Genomic DNA, 23,860 nt, shown 5'->3' on the forward strand with positions numbered 1-23,860 from the left:
GTCAATACCTGCTCGCCGTGGGATCGACGCGGACTGCCCAGGCGTCGACTCCTCCGGTGAGATGCCGCACATCAGAGAATCCGAGTTGGAGAAGCAGATCGAGCGCCTGACGCGAGCGTCCGCCGCGGTGACAGTACAGCACCACCGGATTACCGGTGCCGAGTTCTCGAGTCCGACTGGCAAGCTCGCCCAGGGGGATCAGCACGCTCCCCGGGATCGACGTGATCTCGGCTTCCCACGGTTCTCGCACATCGACGAGCAGCGGCGGTTCGGACGTCATGAGCAGGTCGCGCAGTTCTTCGGGGGAGACATCATTCTGATCCGAGGGCTGCGGAGCGGGCGTCGCGGTCTGCACTGCGGCGCGCGTGGATTCGTCACGCCGGTAGACGATCTCGCGGGTGCGACCGGTGCGGGCGTCGTACGCAGCGACCCGACCGATCAACGGGTCTCCGATGCCGGTGAGCAGCTTGAGCGCCTCGGTCGCCATGAAGGCCCCGATGACGGCGCAGACGCTCGGCAGCACGCCGATCACGTCGCAGGTGTCCGCATCGGAATCGGAGCCGTGCGGGAACAAGTCGCGGTAATCGGTGCCCCTGGCATCCCACGCCACTCCGGCCTGACCGGCGTATCCCAGCGCCGATCCCCACACCAGCGGGATGCCGCATTCAGCGGCAACACGGTCTGCCAGCAGCACCGTCGCGGGATTGTCGCTGGCATCGACGAGGACATCCACACCGTGCAGCAGATCCTCAGCTGTCACAGCGTCGAAACGCCTATCAACGGCGCGCACCTCAGCATCAGGAGCAAGCGCCGCGAGCCTCGTGGCGGCCGAGGCAGCTTTGCCGCGGCCGACGTCACCCGGCGTGTGCATCGTCTGCCGGTGCAGATTGGATTCGGCAACAGTGTCGTCATCGACGATCGTGAGCGTGCCGACGCCGGCAGCAGCAAGGACCGGCAATAGGGTGCTCGCCAAGCCGCCCGCGCCTATCACGAGCACATGCGCTCTCGCCAGGCGCTCCTGAGCGGGCACACCGAACTCCGCGAGGACGCGCTGCCTCTGAAAGATCGGCGAGAGCGGATCGACTGGCATGTCCTCAGGCTAGGGAGCCGGCCCCAGCAGACGAGGCCGGGAGCGTCGAGACAGCAGGGAGCAGACAAACTCCCGCAGTCGCAGACCATTCCCACGAGCTCGGCTGCGGGAGGGTTGAGACAGGTCGCGGACTTCGTTCGCCTGACCAGCCGATTCCCAGAGGAGTTCCTGTCTTGCGCGCCCCTTCTCTTCTTGCCGCGTTCGCCGCCATCCTTCTGCTCGCCGGCTGCTCATCGCCCGGCGCAATAGACGATGAGTCCGATGCCGGAGCGGGCGATGATGACATGATCTCCGGAACGGTGACGGTGTTGGCCGCCGCGTCCTTGACCGACGTGATGGACGTCCTCGCGGAGAGATTCGAGGATGCGAACGCGGATGTCGACATCGCCGCTAGCTACGGCGGGTCGTCGGCGCTTGCCGAGCAGATCATCTCTGGTGCTCCGACTGACGTGTTCTTCTCGGCGAATGAGGCGACGATGCAGTCCGTCGTTGATGCTGGCTTGGCGGTCGACCCGGGAGTGCTGGTCACCAACACACTGCAGATCGCGGTTCCCGTGGGAAATCCCGCCGGGATCACCGGTCTCGCCGACTTCGCCCGGCCCGAACTGACGATCGCATTGTGCGATACCGCAGTGCCGTGCGGGTCTGCAGCGCAGTCGCTGCTCGACCTATCCGGAGTCCAGGCCCAACCGGACACTCTCGAGGAGGATGTCCGCGCCGCTCTGACGAAAGTCTCTCTCGGTGAGGTCGACGCCGCGCTGGTCTACGTGACCGACGTCGTCGCAGCAGGAAGTGCCGTAGAGGGCATCGACGTGCCCGAGGCGCAGCAGGTGATCAACAAGTACCCGCTCACCCTTCTCGCCGAGGCGACGAACCCGGACGCCGCGCAGGCATTCATCGACTTCCTCCGCTCGGATGAGGCACGTCAGGTCTTCGAGGATGCCGGCTTCGCGGCCCCGTGAACGGCTGCAGCCGGTCGTCCTCGCTCTCGGCGTAGTCGGTCTCGCGCTGCTCGTTCTGCCGCTGCTCGGACTGATCCTGCGCGCACCCTGGGGTGATCTCGCCGGGCTGTTCGTCCGACAGGAGGTTCTGCAGGCTCTGGGGCTGTCGTTGCTCACGGCGACGTTGTCGACCGGCCTCAGCCTCGTCCTCGGTATCCCGCTGGCGGTGCTGCTGAGCCGTTCCGTTCGCTGGCGGGTGTTGCCGCGGCGCCTCTTGCGTGCGGCGATCACCGTCCCGCTGGTGCTGCCTCCCGTCGTCGGCGGCATCGCTTTGCTTCTCCTGCTGGGTCGGCGCGGACTCCTCGGGCAATGGCTCACGCAGGTTGGCGTCACCATCCCTTTCACCACCGGCGCCGTCGTGCTCGCGCAGACGTTCGTGGCTATGCCCTTCCTCGTTTTCGCCGTCGAAGGCGCGCTGCGATCGGCAGACCGTCGCAGCGAGACTGCGGCTGCTTCGCTGGGTGCCAGCCCGTGGCAGATCTTTCGTCTCGTGACCGTACCGCTGACGGCACCCGGGATCGCGGCCGGTGCCGTGCTCTGCTTCGCCCGCGCGCTTGGCGAGTTCGGCGCGACCATCACGTTCGCGGGCTCCTTCCCGGGTGTGACGCGCACACTCCCGATTGCTTCCTATCTCGCGATGAACTCCGACCCCGACACCGCGATCGCACTCGCCCTCGTGCTGCTTGCCGTATCGCTGAGCGTTCTCCTCGCGCTCCGCGACCGATGGCTGCCAGGAACCGTATGACTGCACAGCTGACGATCTCCGCACGTATTCGACGCCCCGCTTTCGACGTGATCATCGAACTCAGAGCAGAGCCCGGCCGTGTACTCGCGGTTGTCGGTCCGAACGGGGCCGGAAAAACCAGCATCCTCGCAGCGATCGCGGGTTTCACGGAGGTGGACGGGGCAGTGCGGCTCGGAGACAGGGACCTGGCATCCCTTCCCGCCGCGCAGCGTGGAATCGGCGTCATGTTCCAAGACCTGCTCCTCTTCCCGCACCTGACGGTGCGCGAGAACGTCGCCTTCTCCGCCAGAGCCCGCGGCAGCAGGTGGCCCGCGGCCCGGCGCAGCGCAGATCGTTGGCTGTCCCGCTTCGGCTTGATCGACCTGGCGGAGAGATACCCGGGCGCACTCTCCGGCGGGCAGGCACAGCGCGTAGCGCTGGCTCGTGCCCTCGCATCCGAACCGAAAGCACTGCTCCTCGACGAACCGCTCGCGGCTCTGGACGTGGAGTTCCGCGACGAGGTGCGTGCCGACCTCGGCGTGCATCTGCGTGAGTTCGGCGGACCGACGATCCTCGTCACTCATGACCGCGAAGACGTCGATGCGCTTGCCGACGAGATCGTCGTCCTCGATGCAGGGCGCATCGTGCAGCAAGGAGCTCTCGCCGACGTGACTCGAAAACCTGCCACAGCATGGGCTGCTCGATTCGTGGGAAAGAGGGACGCAGATGATGCCGAACGCGGATAACGACTTCCTCTTGGGGCTGGCCGGAGTATCGGGCACGATGCTCGGCACGTTCATCGTGGGCGTGTTCTTCTACATCGACTCGGAGATGCATCGTCGGCTGGCGGCATCGGAGGCCGCGGACCGGTACTTTCGCTCATCGATTCGCTGGGTGTTCACGGCGTACTCCATCCCTCTGCTCGTCCCGCTCGCGCTCGCGTCACTTGATGCTCTCTGGGGCGCGCTGAGCTTCATCGCCCTCGGCATCCTCTTGGTCGCGATGACCGTCGAAACGGGGCGGCGCATCCTCGCGAGAGGCGGGGCCGGCTCCTCTCGCTCTCTCGTAGTGAACGAATGGGCCTCGAGCTTCGGCATCGTCATCGCCATGGTCCTGCCGTGGACACTGGGCGGCTGGGTGCCCGCACCGGATGACTTCGTGCCCTCACTGCTCATCCTTCTCGCATGCAGTTTCGCGAGCACCGCGGCGCTGGTCATGACGCAGTTCGATGCGACGATGGGCATGGTTGACGCCGGGATGAGAGACAGGGACGGCGCAGAACCGGACGATCCGGCAGATCGCTGAGTCGGATTACTGCCGAGCCTCGATGGGAGAGGTGTTCTGACGTCTACTGCTCGTCTTCGTCGAAGGCTATGCGTGCTCGTTCGATGGCCGGCAGTTGCTCATCCGCCCAGGCGATGAGCGCGTCAACTGGCGCCCGTAACGTCTTGCCCAGCGTCGTGATCCGGTACTCGACGGACACCGGACGTGTGCTGATGACCCGACGTTGCACGACACCGTTCCGCTCCAGCCTTCGCAACGTCGCCGTGAGGGATTTCTGCGTCACGCCGGGTATGGCACGTCGTAAAGCGTTGAATCGAGACGGCCGTTCGCACAATTCGTTGAGGACGCTGAGCGACCACTTATCGAGCACCTGGTCGAGCAACTCGCGGTGCGGCGCTGCGATACGCAGCTCGTCCTCGCGCACGGCGGTATCGCCCATGTAACCAGGTCTCCTTGAAGTGTCTTTCGCCTACCAGGTATCAATGGTAAACCACTACGGACGAACAGGACCTTCCATGTCAGTTGCACGCTTCAGCCCTTGTCAAGGGCCATTGAGTTCTGCCCATAGGCGGCCAGTGTTTCTTCCCGCTGGTGGCCATCAGAACTGCCCACTGGTGGCCAGCTGGTTTGCCCGTTTGGGTGGTGGTGCTGGCCACCGTGATGGGATCAGTTCAGTGGCATGACTCCCTTCCCGGCCATTGCCTGGGTCATCCGTACGGAGTCTCCGGTGGTCTGGCACACGTGGGCGTGGTGCAGGAGCCGGTCCACGGTGGCGGTGGCCAGGGTCTTGGGCATCAGCTCGTCGAAGCCGGCCGGGTGCAGGTTCGAGCTGATCGCTACGGAGCGTTTCTCGTAGGCGGCGTCCACGATGCGGTAGAGGCCCTCGGCGGCATCGTCGGCGACCGGCAGCAGGCCGATGTCGTCGATGACGATCAGGTCGGCGCGCAGGATTCGGGCGACGGCTTTGGTGATGGTGTCATCGGGCCGGTGGGCCCGGATCATCGCCCCGAGGTCCTCCAGGGTGAACCAGGCCACCCGCTTGCCCTCCTCCACGGCCTGCTGGCCCAGGGCCTCGAGGAAGAAGGTCTTGCCGGTGCCGGAGGGCCCGCAGACCACGAGGTTCTCTCTGCGCGAGAGCCATTCCAGGGTGCGCAGGGACTGCTGGGTCGGGGCCGGGATCGAGGAGGCGCCCGGATCCCAGGTCGTGAAGGTCTTGCCGGTGGGGAACCCGGCGGCCTTGCGCCGGGCGGCGAGCATGGATCGGGCCCGACCGGTGGTCTCCTCGACCAGCAGGGCCTTGAGGACCTCGGCCGGCTCCCAGCGTTGGGCCCGGGCGGTGGCCAGTACCTCGGCGGCGATACCGCGGGCGTGGGGCATCTTCAGCTGCCGCAACAGCGCCTCCAAATCGGCCGGCAGCGCCGGTGCGGCGGTGTTCGGGGTGTGGATGCTCACCGGGCTGCCCCCTCGGTGTTGGAGGTACCGAGGCCGGCCCAGCCGGCGGTGCCCTGGGTCAGGGACCGTTCCTCGGTGGCGGTGTGCATCCCGGTGCGGTGGCCGGCGGCGGTGAGCAGGGAGGCCAGGTCGCCGTGGGCGAAGCGCTGGTGCACCGCGGCCACCCCGAGGGCGCGGTCGACCTGGTCGGTGCCGGCGAGCTTGGCCAGGGTGACGGCCTCGGCCATCTTCTGACCGATCCGGCTGGTGCCGGCCGCGGCGGCCTCCACCAGCCAGGTCCTCGCTCCGGCCCCGATGGCCAGGAACTCGGCCTCCGCCGCCGAACGGGGCACCGGGGTGTAGTCCCCGGGCACCTTGTCCGTCTCGTGGCCGGGGAAGTGCGCGTCGTCGATGGCCGGGGACCCGGGCCGGGCCACCCGGTGCCGGGCGACCTCCACCGGCCCCTGCGCACCGGCGTGCATGATCACCACCATCGAGTCCGGTCCGGTGCCGTGATGGCGCACGAACACCTCGGCCCCGAGCAGGTGCGCGGGCACCGAGTACTGGGCGTTTTCGAAGGAGACCATCGGCGTGTTCTCCGGCACCTTCCGTCCCACCCCGTAGGCCACGGTGTGCGCCGTGGCGGGGATCCGATGCAACGCGCTGGTCTCCTCGGCGAGCATGTGGTCCGGGCGGCGCCGGGTCACCCGGTGCTCCCGGGAGTTCACCATGGCCATGAACCCCGCGCAGGCGGCCTCGAGCTCAGCGAACGAGGCGTACTGGTCCCGCAGGTTGGTGTCCTTCGGGACCAGGTCGGCCTTGGCCAGCTTCACCGCGTTCTCCACCCCGCCCTTGGCGGCCGGATCCGCTGGCTGGCAGGTCAGCACCTCCACGCCGTAATGCCGAGCGAACGCCACGGTGGCCTGGTTACGCACCGGCACCCCGGCCACATGAGAGACCGTCACTGTCTTCTCGTTATCCGTCAGCACATAGGTCGGCGCGCCCCCGATCAGCCGGAAGCACCGGTCCAGGGCGGCGAACACACTCGGAGCCGTCCTATCACGCAGGGCGATGACGATCCGGTAGCGGGACCAGGCCAGCCAGGCCACGAACAGCACCGTCTTGGCCCCGTCGATCGCCGGCCCATCGCCGAAGTCGTACTGCAGCCATGCGCCCGGCTCGGTGATCCAGGGCCGGTGCACCCGGCGCTTCCCGGCCCGCCAGGCGGCCTTCACCTCGGCCACCGCCCGCCGGGTGGAGCGCTCAGAGCCGGTGTAGCCCATTGCGGTGAGCTTGGCGTGCACGACATCGGCGCGGATCCTGCCCGTGGAGGCCTCGACCCATTCCTCGATCTTGGGCAGCCAGACATCGGTGACCTTCGGGCGGCTGGCTCCGGATCCAGGGGTCTGGCCGGCGTCGCGGGCCCGCACCAGCCGGGCCACGGTGTGATGGGAGCAACCGGCCAGCTCGGCGGCGCCCCGCAATGACTTGGTCAGGTCATAGGCACTGAGTATTTTCATGGTTTCTGCGGCATCCTTCATTCAGGGCCTCTTCCTCGCTGGATTCGATTCGACACCGATATCCAACCCGGGGAGGAGGCCCCCGCCGGCTCACGACGCGGCGGGCAACGAGCAACGCGGGCAAACCAGATGGCCAGCACCGGGCAGTTCCCGTGGCCATCACTGGGCAGTCCTCATGGCCGTCAGCGGGTCATTCCCTGGCCACCTATGGGCAGCTTTTCATGGCCGCTTACACAGGGCCAGGGGGTCCGTCAGATCGCACGCACGCTGGGACGTGATCCCGGCACGATCAGCCGTGAGCTGCGCCGTAACTGCGCCACTCGTTCCGGGAAGCAGGAGTACCGGGCCACGGTGGCGCAGTGGAAGGCCCAGGAAGCTGCCAGGCGGCCCAAGCCGGCGAAGCTGGCCACGAACCAGCGACTGCACGACTACGTCCAGGCACGCCTGAACGGGGTGGTCCTGGGCCCCGATGGCGTGGCCGTGCCGGGACCGGTCGGGCCCGGTTTCAAGGGGCGGAAGATGAAACCGCGCCGGGCGGACCGGCGGTGATCCACGGCGTGGAGCCCTGAGCAGATCAGCCACCGGCTGCGCCTGGAGTTCCCGGATGATGTGTCCATGCGGATCTCTCACGAGGCGATCTATCAGTCCCTGTTCGTCGAGGGACGGGGCGCACTCAAACGCGAACTCGTCGGGTGCCTACGCACCGGACGGGCTCTGCGCGAGCCGCGGGCACGTACCCGGAACAAGCCCCAGGGCCACGTCACCGAGGACGTGGTGTTCAGCAAGCGCCCACCTGAGGCCGCTGATCGTGCTGTGCCCGGGCACTGGGAAGGGGACCTGATTATCGGGACCGAGCGTTCAGCGATCGGGACTCTGGCCGAGCGGAAGAGCCGGGCCACGCTTCTGGTCCACCTTCCCCGCCTGCAGGGATGGGGTGAGCAGCCGCCGGTGAAGAACGGGCCGTCGCTGGGCGGGTACGGGGCCGAGGCGATGACCGCGGCCCTGACTAAGGCGATGACGACGGTGCCGGAGCAGCTGCGTCAGAGCTTGACGTGGGATCGGGGCAAGGAGCTGGCCGGGCATGTCCAGTTCACGATGGCCACGGGCACGAGAGTGTTCTTCGCTGACCCCCACTCGCCGTGGCAGCGGCCGACGAACGAGAACACGAACGGGGTGCTGCGGCAGTACTTCCCCAAGGGCACGGACCTGTCGAGATGGTCGGCCGAGGACCTCGCAGCAGTCGCGTACACGCTGAACAACAGGCCCAGGAAGGTCCTGGACTGGAAGACTCCCGCGGAGGTCTTCGCCGAGCAGCTACGCTCGCTCTCAACGCACGGTGTTGCAACGACCGGTTGAACCCGCCCAATTTCGAGCCAGGCGGTTCGTGGAGACGCTCCGGGTCAACGGCCTGGTCGGGTCGATGGGCAGGGTCGGTGCTGCTGGGGACAACGCGGCAATGGAATCCTTCTTCGCGCTGTTGCAGAAGAACGTGCTGAACCGGCGTCGCTGGCAGTCCTTCGACCAGCTCCGGCTCGCGATCGTGAGCTGGATCGAGCGGACCTATCACCGCCGTCGTAGGCAGGCCCGTCTCGGGAAGCTCACCCCTGTCGAGTTCGAGATGGTTCAATCAGTCCAGGCGGCTGCCGCCGCCTGATAACTCGTGTCAAGCAAACTCATGGCAGACCCTTCTCACGCGCCTGAATCTCGCCGTCATGGATCGACAGCACCTCGGTCTGTGCGCCAGCCCGCTCCAGAAGCGCCGCGCAGGCTCTGACTGACCGACATCAGGAAGCACTTCACGGCTGAGGAGAAGCTCTGTCTCTGCGCGAACAAGGCCGTCGCAGGCCGCGGCGGTGCAGCCGTGGTGGCTGGGTGCCTGGTGCACGAGGACCGGGGCTCGCAGTTCCGATCTGGCCTATTTCAGGACGCGCGCACCCGTCATGGGCCGATCGGCTTCGTACTCGACGTCCTGACGCGCGGTTCTGCCGGCCGGTCGGCCTGATCCCGCGCTCCGGGTGATCACGGCGTCGGATCGAGCCTGACAGGTCAGCGTCGGCGCCGTGGTGGATGGCATGCACCACCCCCACGAGCGCCGTGTCGCGTTCAGCACTCTGGTGGGCCTACCTGCCCCCTCACTCCGCCAGGAATTCCAGCAGGATCCGGTTGAACTCCTCGGAGTGGCTGATGCTGAAGCCGTGCGGGGCATCCTTGACGAGTTCGACGCGGCTGCCGTCGATCGCCTTGTGCGTCCGCTTGCCGGAGCCCTTGAACGGCACGATCTGGTCGGCGTCGCCGTGCAGGACCAGGGCCGGCACGGTCACTGCCGGCAGGTCGCGGCGGAAGTCGGTGGCCCCGAACGCGTCCATGCAGGCCAGCGCCGCCGTCTGGTCGGACTGCAGCGCCATCCGGATGGCCTCCTGGCGCTGCTCCTCGGTGACCTTGAGGCTGCTGGTCAGGCCGGCCAGCTTGGGGGTGGAGAAGAACGTCGTCGTGAAGTCGTCGAAGAACGACTCGCGGTCCTTCTCGAGACCCGCGCGCATCTCGGCGGCCTGCTTCTCGGTCAGCGGGCCGTCGGGGTTGTCGTCGGTCTTCAGCAGGTACGGGGGCACCGCGCCGGCGAACACCACCGAGTGGATCCGGTCCGCGCCGAACCGGGACATGTAGCGCGCCACCTCGCCACCGCCCATCGAGAAGCCCACGAGCGTCACGTCACGCAGGTCGAGCTCGGTGAGCAGACCGTGCAGGTCGGCGGTCATCGTGTCGTAGTCGTACCCGCCGGCGGGCTTCTCCGAGGCACCGAAGCCCCGCCGGTCATAGGTGATCACGCGGTAGTGCGGGGACAGGGCTGCGACCTGGTCCTTCCACGAGTCGAGGGTCAGCGGCCAGCCGTGGATGAGGACCACGGGACGCCCGTGGCCGGCCTCCTCCACGTTCAGTCCGATCGTGCCGTGGTCCGTGGGGATCTGCATGAGGGTCATGTGCGTCTGCCTTCCTGTGCTCTCGGGGGACGACGGCGGCGCTCGGCCGCCGCTTCCTCCTCACGCTAGGCACGCGCTCGGCACGTGTCAGGCTTCGGTCTCCGCCATCCTGCGCAGCGTCAGCGCGTTGAACGCGGCGTGGCCGTGGTTGTCGTTGTTGAAGTAGACGTAGGCGGGGCGCGCGCCCGCCGCGTCCGCGCCGGTCAGCTCCCGCAGCCGCTTCACCCAGGGGGAGAGCTCGGCGTCGGAGAACGATCCGCCGTAGCGCCAGTCCGGGTCCGCGTTGTGGAAGCGCACGTAGGCGAGGCGGCCGGTCGCGCGCAGCACCGGCTCCCGCCCGGCGATCACCGAGACCACGAACCCCGCCCCGTGCCGGTCGAGGAGGTCGAACACGTCCTCGTCCAGCCAGGACTCGTGCTGGACCTCCACCGCCACGCGCACCCGCTCGGGCAGCAGGCCGAGGAACCCGGCGAGTCGGTCGTCGTCGCGGTGCAGGTTGACCGGCAGCTGCAGCAGCAGCGGCCCGGCGTGGTCACCGAGCAGGTCCAGGGTGTGCACGATGCGCTCCACCCAGTCCTGCGGCTCGTTGAGCTTGCGGTAGTGGGTGAGGTAGCGGGAGGCCTTGACGGCCATCTCGAAGCCGGCGGGCAGGCGCTCGCGCCATGCCTCGACGGTGCTGTCCGCCGGCCAGCGGTAGTGGGAGCCGTTGAGCTCGACCGTCCGGAAGCGCTCCGTGTAGTGGTCGAGCTGGTCGGCGATCCGCAGCCCCTGCGGGTAGAAGGTCCCGCGCCAGTGCCTGTAGGTCCAGCCGGAGGTCCCGATCCGCACGTCCATCCCCCGACGATAGCCCCGGCCCGGGTTCCCGGGTCTTGCCTTCACCCTCCGTCGCCCGCGTAGCGTCCCGCTGATCATCGCGGTGGCTCAGAGGTACGACCGGAAGATGGGCATCGGCTCCCTGATCGCCACGATGCTCCCGTCCTCGATCGCCTTCCTGCCCGCGTGCACCGGCATGGTCATCGGCTGGAGGTGGCTGGGCCTGCCGCTGGGCCCGAACGCCCGGTCCAGTACACACCGTGACCGGCCCGGTGCCCGCCCGCGACCCGGGCGCCCGTCCACTACTGTGACAGGAATGGACACGACGCGATTCGACGACGACCTGCGCGCGATGCTCGGCGAGGTGGAGTCGGACCGCCGCGGCGAGCCCTCCGACTACCTCGAGGACGTCGCCGGCCAGCATGTGGACGGCCTCGCCGTGGCGGTGTGCACGGTGGACGGCCACCAGGCCGCCGCCGGGGAGACCGAGCACGCCTTCGCGCTGCAGTCGGTCTCCAAGGCCCTCACCTACGCGGTGGTGCTGCAGGAGATCGGCCTGGACCACGTGCTGGAGGACGTGGGCGTCGAGCCCTCCGGTGAGTCGTTCAACCACCTGTCCCTGCACGACGACGGCCGGCCGTGCAACCCGCTGATCAACGCCGGCGCCATCCTGGTCCACTCCCTCCTGCCCGCCGGGGACGAGGACGAGCGGACGGCCCTGCTGCTGCGCCGCTACAGCGCGCTGGCCGGCGTCGAGCTGGAGGTCTGCGAGGACGTCCTCGACGCCGAACGCACCCGCGCCGACCGCAACCTGGGCCTGGCCCACCTGCTCGCCGACGCCGGCCGGCTGCCCATCTCGGCCCGCGAGGCCGTGGCCGGGTACCTCGCGCAGTGCTCGGTCCTGGTCACCGCACCCCAGCTGGCCGTCATGGGCGCCACCCTCGCCGCTGGCGGCAAGAACCCCGTGACGGGGGAGCGGGTGCTGGACGAGTGGGTGGCGCAGCAGACGATGTCCGTGATGCTCACCTGCGGCATGTACGACGCCAGCGGCCAGTGGGTGGCTGAGGTCGGCGTGCCCGCGAAGTCCGGCGTCTCGGGCGCGCTGCTCGGTGCCGTGCCCGGGGCCCTGGGCCTCGCCGCGTGGTCGCCGCGCCTGGACGAGCAAGGTAACTCCCGGCGTGGCATCGGGTTGTTCGAGGGGCTCAGCTCGCGCTGGGACCTGCACGTGCTCCAGCACCGTGGCGCCCTGCGCGGCCTCAGCGGGCCCCGCTGACCCCGCGCTGATGCCTAGCCGCCGCGCCGTCGTCGCGTGGGCCACCCCGCCGACGACGCCGCGCTCCGTCCCTTGTCACCCTCTGGCGCGCGCCGCGTAGCATCGGGCCCATGACCACTCCAGAGAAGAAGGACGACGCCCCCGCGATCCCCGTGCAGGACTCCCAACTGGCCCACGACGACCCGCGCACCCGCCACCCGAAGCTCCGCGTCGACAAGCAGCGCCAGCCCGAGCCGGGCCTGGACGTGAAGACGGATCCCGTCCCGGACATCGGTCTGGACTCGTACCGGGGGATGGGTCGGCTGACCGGCCGCAAGGCCCTGATCACCGGCGGCGACTCCGGCATCGGTGCCGCGGTCGCCATCGCCTACGCCCGTGAGGGCGCGGACGTCGCCATCGCCTACCTGCCTCAGGAGCAGCCCGACGCCGACCGCGTCCTGGCGGCGATCGAGGCGGCCGGGCGCACCGCCGTCGCGTTGCCGGGCGACCTGATGGACGCCGACTACCGCGCCTCCCTCGTGGACGAGGCCGCGCAGCGCCTCGGTGGCCTGGACATCCTCGTGAACAACGCGGGCAAGCAGTTCATCTCCGATGACCTGGCCGATCTCACGGACGAGCAGGTCCACGAGACGTTCCAGATCAACATCATGTCCATGTTCACGCTCAGCCGCGCCGCGCTGAAGCACATGGGCCCGGGCAGCACGATCGTGAACACCACCTCGGTGCAGGCCTACAACCCCAACCCGAGGCTCCTCGACTACGCGGCCACCAAGGGCGCCATCAACAACTTCACCAAGGGCCTGGCCGAGCAGCTCGGCCCGAAGGGCATCCGTGTCAACGCGGTGGCGCCCGGGCCCATCTGGACGGTGCAGCACGTGTCCTACGGTGAGCCCGAGGAGAAGCTGCCCGAGTTCGGCCACAGCACCCCCATCGGCCGCGCCGGCCAGCCCGTGGAGATGGCGCCCGCCTACGTGTTCCTTGCCTCGGGCGAGTCCAGCTACGTCAACGGCGAGACCCTCAACGCCAACGGCGGCACGCCCACCCCGTGACCGCCCGCCTCCTCGCCGACGTCGACACCGGCATCGACGATGCCTGCGCCCTGCTCCACCTCGTCGGCGCCCACCGCCTGGGTGTCGGCCCCGAGCTCGCAGCCGTCACGACCACGGGAGGCAACGCGACCGCCCGGGACTGCGCCCTGAACACGGCTGCGGTGCTGGACCTGGCCGGTCGGGCCGACGTCGAGGTGGCCGTCGGTGCCGAGACCCCGTTGCGCCGGCCCGCGGTCACCACCCCGGAGACCCACGGCGACGGCGGTCTCGGCCATGCCCGGATCGATCGGCGCCCTGAGTGGCTCTCGCCCCGGCCCGCCGTGGAGGTGTGGCTGGACGAGCTGCGGGCCCACCCCGGGGAGACGACGATCCTCTGCACCGCGCCGCTGACGAACCTGGCCCTCGCGCTGCGCGTCGAGCCGCGCCTGCCGTTCCTCGCCCGCGGCATCGTGATCATGGGCGGCTCCTTCTATCATCCGGGCAACACCACGCCCACCGCCGAGTGGAACACCTGGGTGGACCCGGACGCCGCGAAGGAGGTGTTCGCGGCCGTCGAGGGCCTGCCCGAGGATCGCCTGCCGGTGGTGTGCGCGCTCGAGACCACGGAGCGGATCGAGTACACGCCGGCCCTGCTGGACGGCCTCCTGGCCGACGCCGGGGCCCGCCCCGTCGGCTGGTCCGCGGACCGACCGCGGGTCGCCGGGCCGGCCGCCGCGACCGGCCGCCCCGTCCTGGACGTGCTCGCCGACGCGCTGCGCTTCTACTTCGAGTTCCACCACGACTACGACCAGGGCTACATCGCCCACCTGCACGACCTCTTCGCCGCCCAGGTGGCCGCGGGCCAGGCCCGCATCGCCACGCGGGCCACCGTCGTCGACGTCGAGGCGGACTCGGAGCTGTTGCGCGGCACCACCGTCCACGACACGCGGGACATCTGGGGCAGGCGCCCCAACGCCCGGCTCGTCACGGCCAACGACCCCGCGGAGGTGTTCGCGGCCTTCGCCCGCGCGGTGGGCGCCGTCGTCGCGGGGGAGCGCACGCTCGACGGCGGTTCCCCGGCCCGGTGACCGCCGTCGGGAATGCCCCCCGTCCGCGTGCGGTTGCACCCGAGGCATCCGCCCGACCCCGACCCTCCAGGAGCTCCCTCATGACCGACGTTCCCACCGTCCCCTTCCACGACGGCCAGCAGATCCCGCAGCTCGGGCTCGGCGTGTGGCAGGTCGAGGACGACGTCGCGGCCGACGTCGTCGAGCAGGCGATCCGCGCCGGCTACCGCCACATCGACACCGCCGCGATCTACGGGAACGAGGAGGGCGTGGGCCGCGGCATCGCCGCGTCCGGCGTCGCCCGCGAGGAGCTGTTCCTCACCACCAAGGTGTGGAACTCGGACCAGGGCTACGAGGAGGCGCTCGCCGCCCTCGACGTCTCGCTCGACAAGCTCGGCACCGACTACGTCGACCTCTACCTCATCCACTGGGCCAAGCCGGCGCAGGGGAAGTACCTGGACACCTGGAAGGCCCTGATCGAGGCGCAGAAGCAGGGCAAGGTGCGCTCGATCGGCGTCTCCAACTTCCCGGCCGCCCAGCTCGAGGAGATCATCGAGGCCACCGGCGTGGTGCCCGTGATCCACCAGGTCGAGACCCACCCGTACTGGCAGCAGCGCGAGCTGCGCGAGGTCGAGGGCCGCCACGGCATCGTCCACGAGTCCTGGTCCCCGCTCGGTCAGGGCGGCGACCTCCTCGCCGACCCCGTGGTCACGGAGATCGCCGAGGCCCGCGGCGCGACGCCGGCCCAGGTGGTCATCGCGTGGCACCTCGCCCACGGCTTCGTGGTCATCCCCAAGTCCGTGACGCCCGAGCGCATCGTCTCGAACCTCGAGGCCGCGGGGGTGGAGCTGACCGACGACGACGTCGCCCGGATCGACGCGCTGGACCGCGAGGACGGCCGTCTCGGCCCCGACCCGGCGGTCATCGACTTCTGATCCAGCCGCCATCGCGCGCACCCGGCCCGTCCCCCTGGGGGCGGGCCGGTGATAGCTTTGCTCGAGAATGCCCGGCGACCGCCGCGCCGCCCGGGCGCATCTGTCCAGGCACTCCACGGAAGGCATGCACCATGTCCCACCAGGCTCCCCCCGCCGATGCGTCGAAGGTCCGCGCGCCGCGGACCGCCGTCCCGGTGACCCCGCAGACCCGCGCGAGCTCGCTGACCGACCTGCTCGGCGCCGTCGTGCGCCTGTTGCCCCTGCAGATGAAGGACGAGCTCGAGCTCGCCAAGAGGCACGTGGCCGCGAAGGGCAAGAAGGCCGGCATCGGCGCCGGCATCGCGGTGGTGGGCCTGTTCTTCCTCGCACTCATGGTGGTCGCCCTCGTGGTGACCCTGATCGGCGCCTTCGCCGACCCGACCTTCTGGTTCCCGGCGCTGATGGTGGCGCTGGCGTTCCTCGTGCTCGGCCTGATCTTCGCCGGCGTCGGCCTCATGATGGTCAAGGGCGCCATGCCGCTCGTGCCGCAGGAGATCGTGCGCAACCTCGAGTACGACCTCGGCTACCTCAAGGAGGGCAACGCCTTCGATCCGGCCGAGTACGACCGCCTCAAGGCGGAGCGCGCCGAGGCCAAGCGTGTCGAGGCCGCCCGCGAGGCCGAGCGGAAGAAGGTGGAGAAGGAGGAGAACAAGAAGGCCCGCAAGAACGGCGAGGCCGCTCCCCATCCGGACCGCGCCGACGCCAGCGAGGCGGAGATCCGTCGCCGTGCCGACCTGCGCCGCCGCCACCTGGGCGACATCCGCTCCGGCCTGGACGAGAAGACCAGCGTGAAGGGCCAGCTCGCGGCCTTCGCCGCGCAGCGCAAGGGTCGCGGCGTCACCCCCGAGACCGCACACGCCACCGAGCAGACCGCGCCGTTCACCGGTGCCGCCCGCGCGGGGGAGCGGACCGCCGAGGCCGAGGACTACGTGAAGGACAACTGGCAGCCGCTCGCGCTGCTCGGCGCCTCCTCCGCCGCGTTCGTGGCGCTCGCCGGCCGCCTGCGCCGCCGCTGACCCGGGGGGGGGGTGCCCGCCCTCCCCGGCCCCTGAGGCCCCGATCCCCACGGATCGGGGCCTCGTCGTCTGCGGGGAGGGGCGACGGCGTCGGTAGGCTGGGCGTGTGGGGCGCCCGGCGGGGGCGTCCGCCCGCGGACCCTGGAGGAGCGACCCATGCGTGTGATCGACGTCGGCCTGCGCGAGGGCCACGAGTACCGCGTCCGCGACACCTGGCTGACCGTGCCGAACCTCATCACCCTGGCCCGCTTCGCCCTGGTCCCGGTGTTCGTGTGGCTCACCGTCGACGGCCGGCACCTGGACGCGTTCGTGATCCTGGCGGTGCTCTCCGGCACGGACTGGGTGGACGGCTACGTGGCGCGCCGGTTCGACATGATCTCCACGGTCGGGCGGTGGCTCGACCCGGTGGCGGACCGCCTCTCCCTGCTGGTGGTGGCCGTGACGTTCGTGGCCACCGGTATCGCCCCGCTCTGGCTCGCCCTGGCCATCGCGATCCCGGACCTCGTGCTCGCCGCCGTGTGCCTGTGGCTGTTCGGCGGCAGCCCGGATCTGCCGGTCACGGTCCTGGGCAAGGTGCGCACCGCGCTGCTGCTGGTGGGCACGCCCCTGCTGCTGCTCGCCCGTGTGCCGGGGGTCGACGGCGGCCCGTGGAGCGGCGTGGCCCTGGCTCTGGTCGGCGCCGGTTGCCTGCTGCACATCCTCGCCGCGGGGGACTACCTCGTGCGCGCGGTGGGCAAGGCCCGCGGCCTGCGGGCGGACGGTCAGGACCCGCGCGAGCACCCGTCCCGCCGGGGCTGACCCCCTCGCGCATCCTCGTGCCGGCGCCGACGGTTGCTACCGTGGGACGCGCGCCGTGCCCGCGGCCGATCCTCACGGCACGGGCCGGGCGCCGTCGTGCCATCGCCACCACAGAGAGGGACCGCCGTGTCCGACCGTCCCGGGATCGCCGCCGACCGCCCCCTGAAGGTGCTGATCGCCGCAGACACCTATCCGCCGCACGTCAACGGGGCCGCCACCTTCGGCCACCGCCTCGCCACGGCGCTGCACGCGCGCGGCCACGAGGTCCACGTCGTGATGCCGCGCAGTGACGCCGGCCCGGACACCGTGGAGCACCGGCCGGAGGCCACCGTGCACCTGCTGCGCTCCCTGCCGGCGCCGACGCACGAGTACTACCGTGTGGTGCTCCCGCGGCATGCCAAGATCTCCTTCCGCCGCATCTACCGCGAGGTCCAGCCGGACGTCGTGCACGCCCAGTGCCACTACATGATCGGCGAGGCCGCCATCAACGAGGCCGAGCGGCGCCGCATCCGGATCGTCTCCACGAACCACTTCATGCCGGAGAACCTCGAGCCGTTCCTGCCGTTCCCGCAGTGGTTCCTGGACATCGTCTCCCGGGTGTCGTGGAAGGACATGGGTCGACTCATGGGCAAGGGCGCGGTGGTCACCACCCCCACGGCCCTCGCCGCGCAGGCCATGGCCGAGCACGCTGGCCTGGACAACGTTCTCCCGGTCTCCAACGGCATCGACGCGAGCGCCTACGAGCTGCAGCCGGGGGAGAGGGTGGACCATCCCGGCCATCCGGTCGTGCTCTTCGTGGGGCGGCTGGCCGTGGAGAAGAACGTGGAGGTGCTGATCCGTGCGATCGCGCACCTGGCCCGCACCCGCCCCGACCTGGACGTGCACGCCGAGATCGTCGGCGACGGCGAGCAGCGCGACCGCATCCGTGCCACGGTGGACGAGGAGGGGGTGGCCGACCGCGTCCTGCTGCGCGGCCACGTCTCCGAGGAGGAGCTGCGGGCGGCCTACCTGCGCGCCGACGTGTTCTGCCAGCCGGGCACGGCGGAGCTGCAGTCCCTCGTGACCCTCGAGGCGCTCAGCGCGTCCACCCCGGTGGTCCTCGCGGACGCCCTCGCGTTGCCCCACCTCGTGGACGAGGGCGTCAACGGCCACCTCTTCCCGCCCGGGGACCACGTGGCCCTGGCCGATCGGATCGCCCGGATCCTCGACCTCTCGGACGCGGACCGCGCCGCCATGGGCGAGGCGTCCCACGCGAAGGCCCTGCATCATTCCGCCCAGAAGACGGTGGACATCTTCGAGCGCCTCTACCGCGGCGCGACGGCCGCCGAGGTCCGCGCGATGCTCTGAGACCCGTCGGTAGGATGGGCGGGTCCCGCGCGATGCCGCGGGGGAGGGGCGTTAGCTCAGTCGGTCAGAGCAGGGGACTCATAATCCCTGGGTCGCGGGTTCAAGTCCCGCACGCCCTACAGAAAACGGCCCCCGGCCGCGCGGTATGGCGCGGGCCGGGGGCCGTCGTCGTGCCGGTGCTCAGTAGCGGGCGGCCACCGCGAGCATGTCGGACTTCATGATCGTCGTGGAGGTGAACACTAGGCCCGCGTCCTCGTTGAGGGCGTGGGCGAGCTGGCCGCCGCCCATGTACATGGCCGTGTGGTAGATGCGGCCGGTGGACTGGTTCGCATAGAACACGAGGTCGCCGGGCTGGGCCTGGGAGATCGGCACGTAGGACTTCGCGGCGAGGTACTGGTCGCCGGCGCGGCGCGGGATGGAGATGCCGGCCCGGGCCATGGCCTGCTGGGTGAGGCCGGAGCAGTCGAAGCCGGAGGGGCCGTTGCCGCCCCACACGTAATAGGAGGACGGGTTCCGGACGGCGGAGCGCACGTAGTCGACGGCAGCCTGCTTGGACGCGGGCGCCGGCGCAGGGGCAGGGGCGCTGGAGGTGGAGACCGAGGTGGTCTTCAGGACCATTCCCGGGTGGAGCATGGTCGAGGAGGTCATGCCGTTGATGGACTGTAGGACCGAGGCGGACACGCCCGTGCGGTAGGAGATGATCCACCAGCCGTCGCCGGCCAGCACGGTGTAGGTCGAGCCCGAGGTGGACGGCGCCGGGGCCGGGGCCGGGGTGGCGGTGCCGGAGGTCTTGAGGACCATGCCGGGGTGCAGCACGGTCGCGGCGGTCATGCCGTTGAGCGACTGCAGCGTGGACATGGAGACGCCGGTGCGCTGGGCGATGATCCACCAGCCGTCGCCGGAGCGGACGGTGTAGGTGGTCTCGGCGGCCTGGGCGGTCTCGGCGACGGACACGGTGCCGACGCCGGTCAGGGCGGCGGCGCCCAGGGCGAGCGCCACGGAGGCGGCGGCGGTGCGGGGGGCGCGACGCGCGGCGGCGTGCGGGGAGGTCACAGACATCAGATCTTCTTCCCGGACAGGACCTGCGGCCCGTGAGGGTGGTGCCTCGGGGCGGTGCCCGGAACGAGGCCGGACCGCGGGTGCGAGTTGACGAGCAGTGCGGATGACCGGGTACGCGCGGATGCGGAGGAAGCCCCGGTGTGGCGGACCGGTCGTAACCGATCCGTGATCAAGATACACGATCGTTATCGAAACGCAATCAGAAATTCGGATGTCGTCCAGGTGGCCGCTCGGTGCTCGACACCCCCCGCTCGACACCCTCCGCGCGCGGCTGTCCCCGCCCCGCTCCGGCGCGGCGCTAGCGTGGTCCGGGTGAGCCCCTCCCGCCCCCTGCGCCTGCTGATGGACGCCCGCTACACCCGCACCGACTTCCACGACGGCATCTCCCGCTACGGCGCGAGCCTCCTCGAGGCGGTCGCCCGCCGGGCCGCCGCACCGGGCCCGGCGGGGGCTGACGTCGAGGTCGCGATGCTGATCTCGGACGAACGACAGCTGGCCCTGCTCCCGGACGGCGTGCCGTGGCACCTCGTCTCCGGCCCCACCTCCCCACGCGAGCCGTTCGTGGCCCGTCAGGTCGCGCGTCTGCGACCGGACGTCGTCTTCTCGCCCATGCAGACCATGGGGTCGTGGGGGCGGGACTACGCCCTGATCCTCACGCTCCACGACCTCATCTACTACGAGCACCGCACCCCGCCGCGGAACCTGTCCGAGCCGATCCGCTGGCTCTGGCGGGCCTATCACCTGACCAAGATCCCGCAGCGGCTCCTGCTCGACCGCGCGGACGCGGTCGCCACGGTCTCCCGGACGACGGCGGAGCTCATCGCCCGGCACCGCCTCACCCGGCGTCCGGTCCACGTCGTCGCGAACGCGGCGCAGGCGGTCCCGGAGCCGCGGGACCCGGACGAGACCCCGGAGCGCACGCTGCTCTACATGGGCTCGTTCATGGACTACAAGGACGTCGAGTCCCTCGTGGCCGCCGCGCCGCTGCTGCCGGGCTACACGCTGCACCTGCTCTCCCGCATCAGCCCGGAGCGCCGCGGGCAGCTCGAGGACCGGTTGGCCGAGCGTCGCGCCGTCGCAGGGGCCGACGGCGCAGACGTGGTGTTCCACGACGGCACCGACGAGGCCGAGTACGTGCGCCTGCTCCGCCGGGCCACCGCGGCCGTCACCCTCTCCCGCGCCGAGGGCTTCGGCCTGCCCGTGGCCGAGGCGATGGCCCATGGCACGCCGGTGGTGTGCTCGGACCTGCCGATCTTCCGCGAGATCGCCGGCGCGGGCACCCCGTCCTTCCGGGGTGTCCCGCTCGAGGGGGACCGGGCGGCCGCGCTCGCCGCCCGCGTGCGGGAGCTCGAGGATCCCGCCGAGTTCGCCGTGGCCTCCCGGGCGAGCGTCGCCCAGGCGGCCCGGTTCAGCTGGGACGAGTCCGCCCGCCGGCTCCTGGACCTCACGGCCGCGCTGGGTGTGGCGCGGCGTGCGGCCAGAGCACGGACGGGCCGCTCCACCCGATGAGCACCAGCGGGTCGAGGTAGCGGTCGAAGGCCGCCTCCCCCACACGCCAGCCGTCGGGCTCCCGCACGCCCCAGTGCACGCACGCGCGCGTGCAGTGCGGTGGCGCCCCGGCCAGTCGCCCCACCGGGTCGCCCGCGGCGACGACGGCCCCCACGGCGACATCCGCCTCCACTGGCTCGAGCGAGCTGCGGGTCCCGTCCTCGTGCTCCAGGGTCAGCACGGGGCGGTCGACCACGACCCCGGCGAACACGACCCGGCCCGCCGCCGGCGCCTGGATCGGAGCCCCGGTCTGCACGGCGAGGTCCACGCCCCGGTGCCCCCGACTCCACGGTCGCTCGGGTGCGACGAACGCGCGGAGCACGTCATCCGGGGCGGCGCCGGCGACGGGCGGGTGCCACGCGACCGGCGCGGCCGTCGCGCCCGGACCTGCCGGGGACGCCGCGACGAGGAGCAGCGCGTCACGCGTGGACGGTGCGGGCGTGGCCCGGGACACGGGGCCGAGGTCGCCCATCCCCAGGGCGAGGACGAGCCAGGCGAGCAGGGCTGCCGCGACGCACCCCGCGATGCGCGGACGCGGGAGCGGACGGGGGAGGAGCGTGCGAGGGGTCATGGCGTCAGCCTGGCGTTCCGGGCGGCCGCGTGGCAGGCCCGCAGTCCCATCGTGGAGAGCGCCCGCCGCACCGGCCCCTGTGCAGGAGTCGGCGATGGGAGCGGGCGCCCACCTGGGGTAGGATTCACCTCAGCGGTGTCCTGTGGCCGGCCCTGTGCTGTGCCCCGGACGCCGACTCCGCGCATCGCGGTGGGTCGCTTCAGCGGCCCAGCCCCCACGCTCGGTCCCGTCCCCGCCGTCCTCCTGGAGAGGACGTCGGCGCGGGTGCTCGTGGGGCCCGGCAGCCCGCCGTCGTGGTGCCAGGGGCCGCCCGACCGGGCCGGCCGCCAACCGTCAAGAAATCGACCGGCAGACCGCCCGCGCGTGAAGCGCGGGGTGCCACGGCTGCCACAGAAGGGAACGTCATGCCCGTCGTGACCATGCGCCAGCTCCTCGACTCCGGTGTCCACTTCGGCCACCAGACCCGCCGCTGGAACCCCAAGATGAAGCGCTTCATCTTCACCGAGCGCAACGGCATCTACATCATCGACCTCCAGCAGTCGCTGTCCTACATCGACCGCGCCTACGAGTTCGTCAAGGAGACCGTCGCCCACGGCGGCACCATCCTGTTCGTCGGCACCAAGAAGCAGGCCCAGGAGGCCATCGCGGAGCAGGCCGGTCGCGTGGGCATGCCCTACGTGAACCACCGCTGGCTCGGCGGCATGCTGACCAACTTCTCCACCGTCTCCAAGCGCGTGCAGCGCATGAAGGAGCTCGAGGAGATCGACTTCGAGGACGTGGCCGGCTCGCAGTTCACCAAGAAGGAGCTGCTGCTGCTCAACCGTGAGCTCGAGAAGCTGCAGGCCAACCTCGGCGGCATCCGCAACATGGCCAAGACCCCCTCCGCCGTGTGGGTCGTGGACACCAAGAAGGAGCACCTGGCCGTCGACGAGGCCCAGAAGCTCGGCATCCCGGTCGTCGCCATCCTGGACACCAACTGCGATCCGGACGAGGTCGCCTACCCGATCCCGGGCAACGACGACGCCATCCGCTCCGTGAACCTGCTGACCCGCGTGGTCGCGGACGCCGTCGCCGAGGGCCTGATCGCCCGTCAGGGCGGCAAGTCCGGCCAGGCGGCCGCCGAGCCGATGGCCGAGTGGGAGCGCGAGCTGCTCGAGCAGCACAACGCCCAGCAGGCCGAGCAGGCTGAGCAGGCCGAGGCCCCCGCCGCCGAGGCGCCGGCCGAGCAGGCCGAGGCCCCCGCCGCCGAGGCGCCGGCCGAGCAGGCCGAGGCCCCCGCCGCCGAGGCCGCCCCGCAGGGCGAGTGATCCCGGCCGGCCCGTCGGCCCGGCCCCACCCGGCCGGGCCGACGGACCGGATCAGACCCCGAACATCCCGCACAACCCACACCACGGGAAGGACCGAACGAGCATGGCGAACTACACCGCTGCTGACATCAAGGCCCTGCGCGAGCGCACCGGCGCCGGCATGATGGACGTGAAGAAGGCTCTGGACGAGGCCGACGGCGACGCCGAGAAGGCCATCGAGATCATCCGCGTGAAGGGCCTCAAGGGCGCCACCAAGCGCGAGGGCCGCTCCGCCGCCGAGGGCCTCGTGGCCGCGACCGTCGAGAACGGCGTCGGCGTCATGATCGAGCTCAACTGCGAGACCGACTTCGTGGCCAAGGCCGACAAGTTCATCGCCCTGGGCGACGTGGTGCTGCGCGCCGCCGTCGCCTCCGGCGCCACCGACGTCGACGGCCTGCTGGCCTCCGACTACGAGGGCCGCACCCTGGGCGACTACGTGACCGAGGAGGGCGCCCTGCTGGGCGAGAAGGTGGCCGTGCGCCGCCTGGCCCGCGTGGAGGGCGCCTTCGTGGACGCCTACCTGCACAAGACCTCCAAGGACCTGCCGGCCCAGGTGGGCGTGCTCCTCGCCGTGGACGCCGACTCCGCCGACGCCAAGACCGCCGCGCACGACATCGCCGTGCACACCGCGGCCTATTCGCCCACGTACCTCACCCGTGAGGACGTGCCGGCCGAGACCGTCGAGAACGAGCGTCGCATCGCCGATGAGACCGCCCGTGCCGAGGGCAAGCCGGAGCAGGCCCTGCCGAAGATCGTGGAGGGCCGCCTGACCGGCTTCTTCAAGGAGATCGTGCTCGTGGACCAGCCGTTCGCGAAGGACCCGAAGCAGACCGTCGGCAAGGTCGCCTCCGACGCCGGCACCAACGTCACCGGGTTCGCCCGCTTCCGCGTCGGCAACTGACCGCCGCACCCGGACCGGCCGCTCCCGGTCCACGCCCCGCGGGGGCGTAGGATCGGGAGCGACCCGAGGTCCACTCCGGCGCCGGATGGCG

22 protein-coding genes, 1 tRNA gene and 2 pseudogenes are annotated in these 23,860 nt (G+C 70.6%); 17 read left to right on the forward strand and 8 right to left on the reverse strand.

From position 1 onward, the window contains the following. Window position 1: 1 nt before the first annotated feature. The gene (locus AC0VX2_RS03150; RefSeq protein WP_074040874.1) at window positions 2-1,090 is read right to left on the reverse strand and encodes a ThiF family adenylyltransferase; all 1,089 of its coding nucleotides are present in this window, start codon (window positions 1,088-1,090) and stop codon (window positions 2-4) included. A 173-nt stretch (window positions 1,091-1,263) separates the two neighbouring features. Between AC0VX2_RS03150 and modA the strand changes: the two genes are divergently transcribed. Genes modA through AC0VX2_RS03170 form a run of 4 tightly spaced genes read left to right on the forward strand, consistent with a single transcriptional unit; the run spans window position 1,264 to window position 4,120 of the window. Beyond that, complete coding sequence (gene modA, locus AC0VX2_RS03155; RefSeq protein WP_074040873.1) at window positions 1,264-2,052, forward strand: molybdate ABC transporter substrate-binding protein; 789 nt, start codon at window positions 1,264-1,266, stop codon at window positions 2,050-2,052. After that, the gene (locus AC0VX2_RS03160; protein ID WP_200829310.1) at window positions 2,030-2,836 is read left to right on the forward strand and encodes an ABC transporter permease; all 807 of its coding nucleotides are present in this window, start codon (window positions 2,030-2,032) and stop codon (window positions 2,834-2,836) included. The genes modA and AC0VX2_RS03160 overlap by 23 nt, the downstream gene beginning before the upstream one ends. After that, a complete protein-coding gene (locus AC0VX2_RS03165) occupies window positions 2,833-3,561 on the forward strand; it encodes an ABC transporter ATP-binding protein (RefSeq protein ID WP_160126272.1) in 729 nt (242 codons plus the stop codon). The genes AC0VX2_RS03160 and AC0VX2_RS03165 overlap by 4 nt, the downstream gene beginning before the upstream one ends. Beyond that, entirely contained in the window at window positions 3,542-4,120 is a 579-nt protein-coding gene (locus tag AC0VX2_RS03170; protein WP_221844560.1) for a hypothetical protein, read from the forward strand. Before AC0VX2_RS03165 ends, AC0VX2_RS03170 begins: the two co-directional genes overlap by 20 nt. A 43-nt stretch (window positions 4,121-4,163) precedes the next feature. Here the strand turns inward: AC0VX2_RS03170 and AC0VX2_RS03175 are convergent, their stop codons facing one another. The 3 genes from AC0VX2_RS03175 to AC0VX2_RS03185 all read right to left on the reverse strand — a co-directional run bounded on the left by AC0VX2_RS03175 (window position 4,164) and on the right by AC0VX2_RS03185 (window position 7,071). After that, the gene (locus AC0VX2_RS03175; RefSeq protein ID WP_074040869.1) at window positions 4,164-4,538 is read right to left on the reverse strand and encodes a winged helix-turn-helix transcriptional regulator; all 375 of its coding nucleotides are present in this window, start codon (window positions 4,536-4,538) and stop codon (window positions 4,164-4,166) included. A 227-nt stretch (window positions 4,539-4,765) separates the two neighbouring features. Next, window positions 4,766-5,551, reverse strand: a complete 786-nt coding sequence (gene istB, locus AC0VX2_RS03180; RefSeq protein ID WP_010078636.1) for an IS21-like element helper ATPase IstB — start codon at window positions 5,549-5,551, stop codon at window positions 4,766-4,768. Then, window positions 5,548-7,071, reverse strand: coding sequence for an IS21-like element ISMlu14 family transposase (locus AC0VX2_RS03185; RefSeq protein ID WP_031943827.1), 1,524 nt, complete (start codon window positions 7,069-7,071; stop codon window positions 5,548-5,550). The genes istB and AC0VX2_RS03185 overlap by 4 nt, the downstream gene beginning before the upstream one ends. Between AC0VX2_RS03185 and AC0VX2_RS03190 the strand changes: the two are divergent. Both AC0VX2_RS03190 and AC0VX2_RS03195 read left to right on the forward strand, forming a co-directional pair. After that, window positions 7,063-8,406 (forward strand): annotated as a pseudogene (locus AC0VX2_RS03190) (IS30 family transposase). The gene AC0VX2_RS03185 and the pseudogene AC0VX2_RS03190 sit on opposite strands and share 9 nt — an antisense overlap. A 4-nt stretch (window positions 8,407-8,410) precedes the next feature. Further along, window positions 8,411-8,704: pseudogene (locus tag AC0VX2_RS03195) on the forward strand (integrase core domain-containing protein); the annotation flags it as partial. A 478-nt stretch (window positions 8,705-9,182) separates the two neighbouring features. Here AC0VX2_RS03195 and AC0VX2_RS03200 read toward each other — a convergent pair. Then, window positions 9,183-10,028 carry an alpha/beta fold hydrolase gene (locus AC0VX2_RS03200; protein ID WP_010079170.1) on the reverse strand — a complete coding sequence of 282 codons (846 nt, stop codon included), beginning with the start codon at window positions 10,026-10,028 and terminating at the stop codon, window positions 9,183-9,185. Between the two features lie 87 nt (window positions 10,029-10,115). Continuing rightward, on the reverse strand, window positions 10,116-10,862 hold the full coding sequence (locus AC0VX2_RS03205; RefSeq protein WP_170721237.1) for a DUF72 domain-containing protein: 747 nt from the start codon (window positions 10,860-10,862) through the stop codon (window positions 10,116-10,118). Window positions 10,863-10,938: 76 nt separating this feature from the next. Between AC0VX2_RS03205 and glsA the strand changes: the two genes are divergently transcribed. The 8 genes from glsA (at window position 10,939) to AC0VX2_RS03245 (ending at window position 18,463) form a co-directional block, all read left to right on the forward strand. Then, a complete protein-coding gene (glsA, locus tag AC0VX2_RS03210) occupies window positions 10,939-12,114 on the forward strand; it encodes a glutaminase A (RefSeq protein WP_257746616.1) in 1,176 nt (391 codons plus the stop codon). A gap of 110 nt (window positions 12,115-12,224) precedes the next feature. Beyond that, on the forward strand, window positions 12,225-13,163 hold the full coding sequence (locus tag AC0VX2_RS03215) for an SDR family oxidoreductase (RefSeq protein WP_144819955.1): 939 nt from the start codon (window positions 12,225-12,227) through the stop codon (window positions 13,161-13,163). Further along, a complete protein-coding gene (locus AC0VX2_RS03220; RefSeq protein WP_144819956.1) occupies window positions 13,160-14,230 on the forward strand; it encodes a nucleoside hydrolase in 1,071 nt (356 codons plus the stop codon). The genes AC0VX2_RS03215 and AC0VX2_RS03220 overlap by 4 nt, the downstream gene beginning before the upstream one ends. A gap of 80 nt (window positions 14,231-14,310) precedes the next feature. Then, a complete protein-coding gene (locus AC0VX2_RS03225; protein WP_044659469.1) occupies window positions 14,311-15,144 on the forward strand; it encodes an aldo/keto reductase in 834 nt (277 codons plus the stop codon). Between the two features lie 131 nt (window positions 15,145-15,275). Beyond that, complete coding sequence (locus AC0VX2_RS03230) at window positions 15,276-16,199, forward strand: phage holin family protein (RefSeq protein ID WP_078026177.1); 924 nt, start codon at window positions 15,276-15,278, stop codon at window positions 16,197-16,199. A gap of 156 nt (window positions 16,200-16,355) precedes the next feature. Beyond that, complete coding sequence (locus AC0VX2_RS03235) at window positions 16,356-16,997, forward strand: CDP-alcohol phosphatidyltransferase family protein (RefSeq protein WP_020624488.1); 642 nt, start codon at window positions 16,356-16,358, stop codon at window positions 16,995-16,997. Window positions 16,998-17,123: 126 nt separating this feature from the next. After that, complete coding sequence (locus tag AC0VX2_RS03240; protein WP_020624489.1) at window positions 17,124-18,344, forward strand: glycosyltransferase; 1,221 nt, start codon at window positions 17,124-17,126, stop codon at window positions 18,342-18,344. Window positions 18,345-18,389: 45 nt separating this feature from the next. Beyond that, window positions 18,390-18,463: transfer RNA gene (locus AC0VX2_RS03245), tRNA-Ile, on the forward strand. A gap of 61 nt (window positions 18,464-18,524) precedes the next feature. Here the strand turns inward: AC0VX2_RS03245 and AC0VX2_RS03250 are convergent. After that, window positions 18,525-19,403, reverse strand: a complete 879-nt coding sequence (locus AC0VX2_RS03250) for a C40 family peptidase (protein WP_041105089.1) — start codon at window positions 19,401-19,403, stop codon at window positions 18,525-18,527. A 312-nt stretch (window positions 19,404-19,715) separates the two neighbouring features. On the opposite strand from AC0VX2_RS03250, the gene AC0VX2_RS03255 reads away from it, so the two are divergent. Continuing rightward, window positions 19,716-20,912 carry a glycosyltransferase gene (locus AC0VX2_RS03255; protein ID WP_070708481.1) on the forward strand — a complete coding sequence of 399 codons (1,197 nt, stop codon included), beginning with the start codon at window positions 19,716-19,718 and terminating at the stop codon, window positions 20,910-20,912. On the opposite strand, the gene AC0VX2_RS03260 is transcribed toward AC0VX2_RS03255, so the two are convergent. Then, on the reverse strand, window positions 20,848-21,522 hold the full coding sequence (locus tag AC0VX2_RS03260; RefSeq protein WP_041105090.1) for a M23 family metallopeptidase: 675 nt from the start codon (window positions 21,520-21,522) through the stop codon (window positions 20,848-20,850). The two genes, AC0VX2_RS03255 and AC0VX2_RS03260, sit on opposite strands and share 65 nt — an antisense overlap. 404 nt (window positions 21,523-21,926) lie before the next feature. On the opposite strand from AC0VX2_RS03260, the gene rpsB reads away from it, so the two are divergent. Beyond that, entirely contained in the window at window positions 21,927-22,829 is a 903-nt protein-coding gene (gene rpsB, locus AC0VX2_RS03265) for a 30S ribosomal protein S2 (RefSeq protein ID WP_036382563.1), read from the forward strand. A gap of 103 nt (window positions 22,830-22,932) precedes the next feature. After that, entirely contained in the window at window positions 22,933-23,769 is an 837-nt protein-coding gene (gene tsf, locus AC0VX2_RS03270) for a translation elongation factor Ts (RefSeq protein ID WP_010079157.1), read from the forward strand. The last annotated feature ends 91 nt before the right edge of the window (window positions 23,770-23,860 follow it).

The organism is Micrococcus sp. iso_239 (assembly GCF_056173395.1).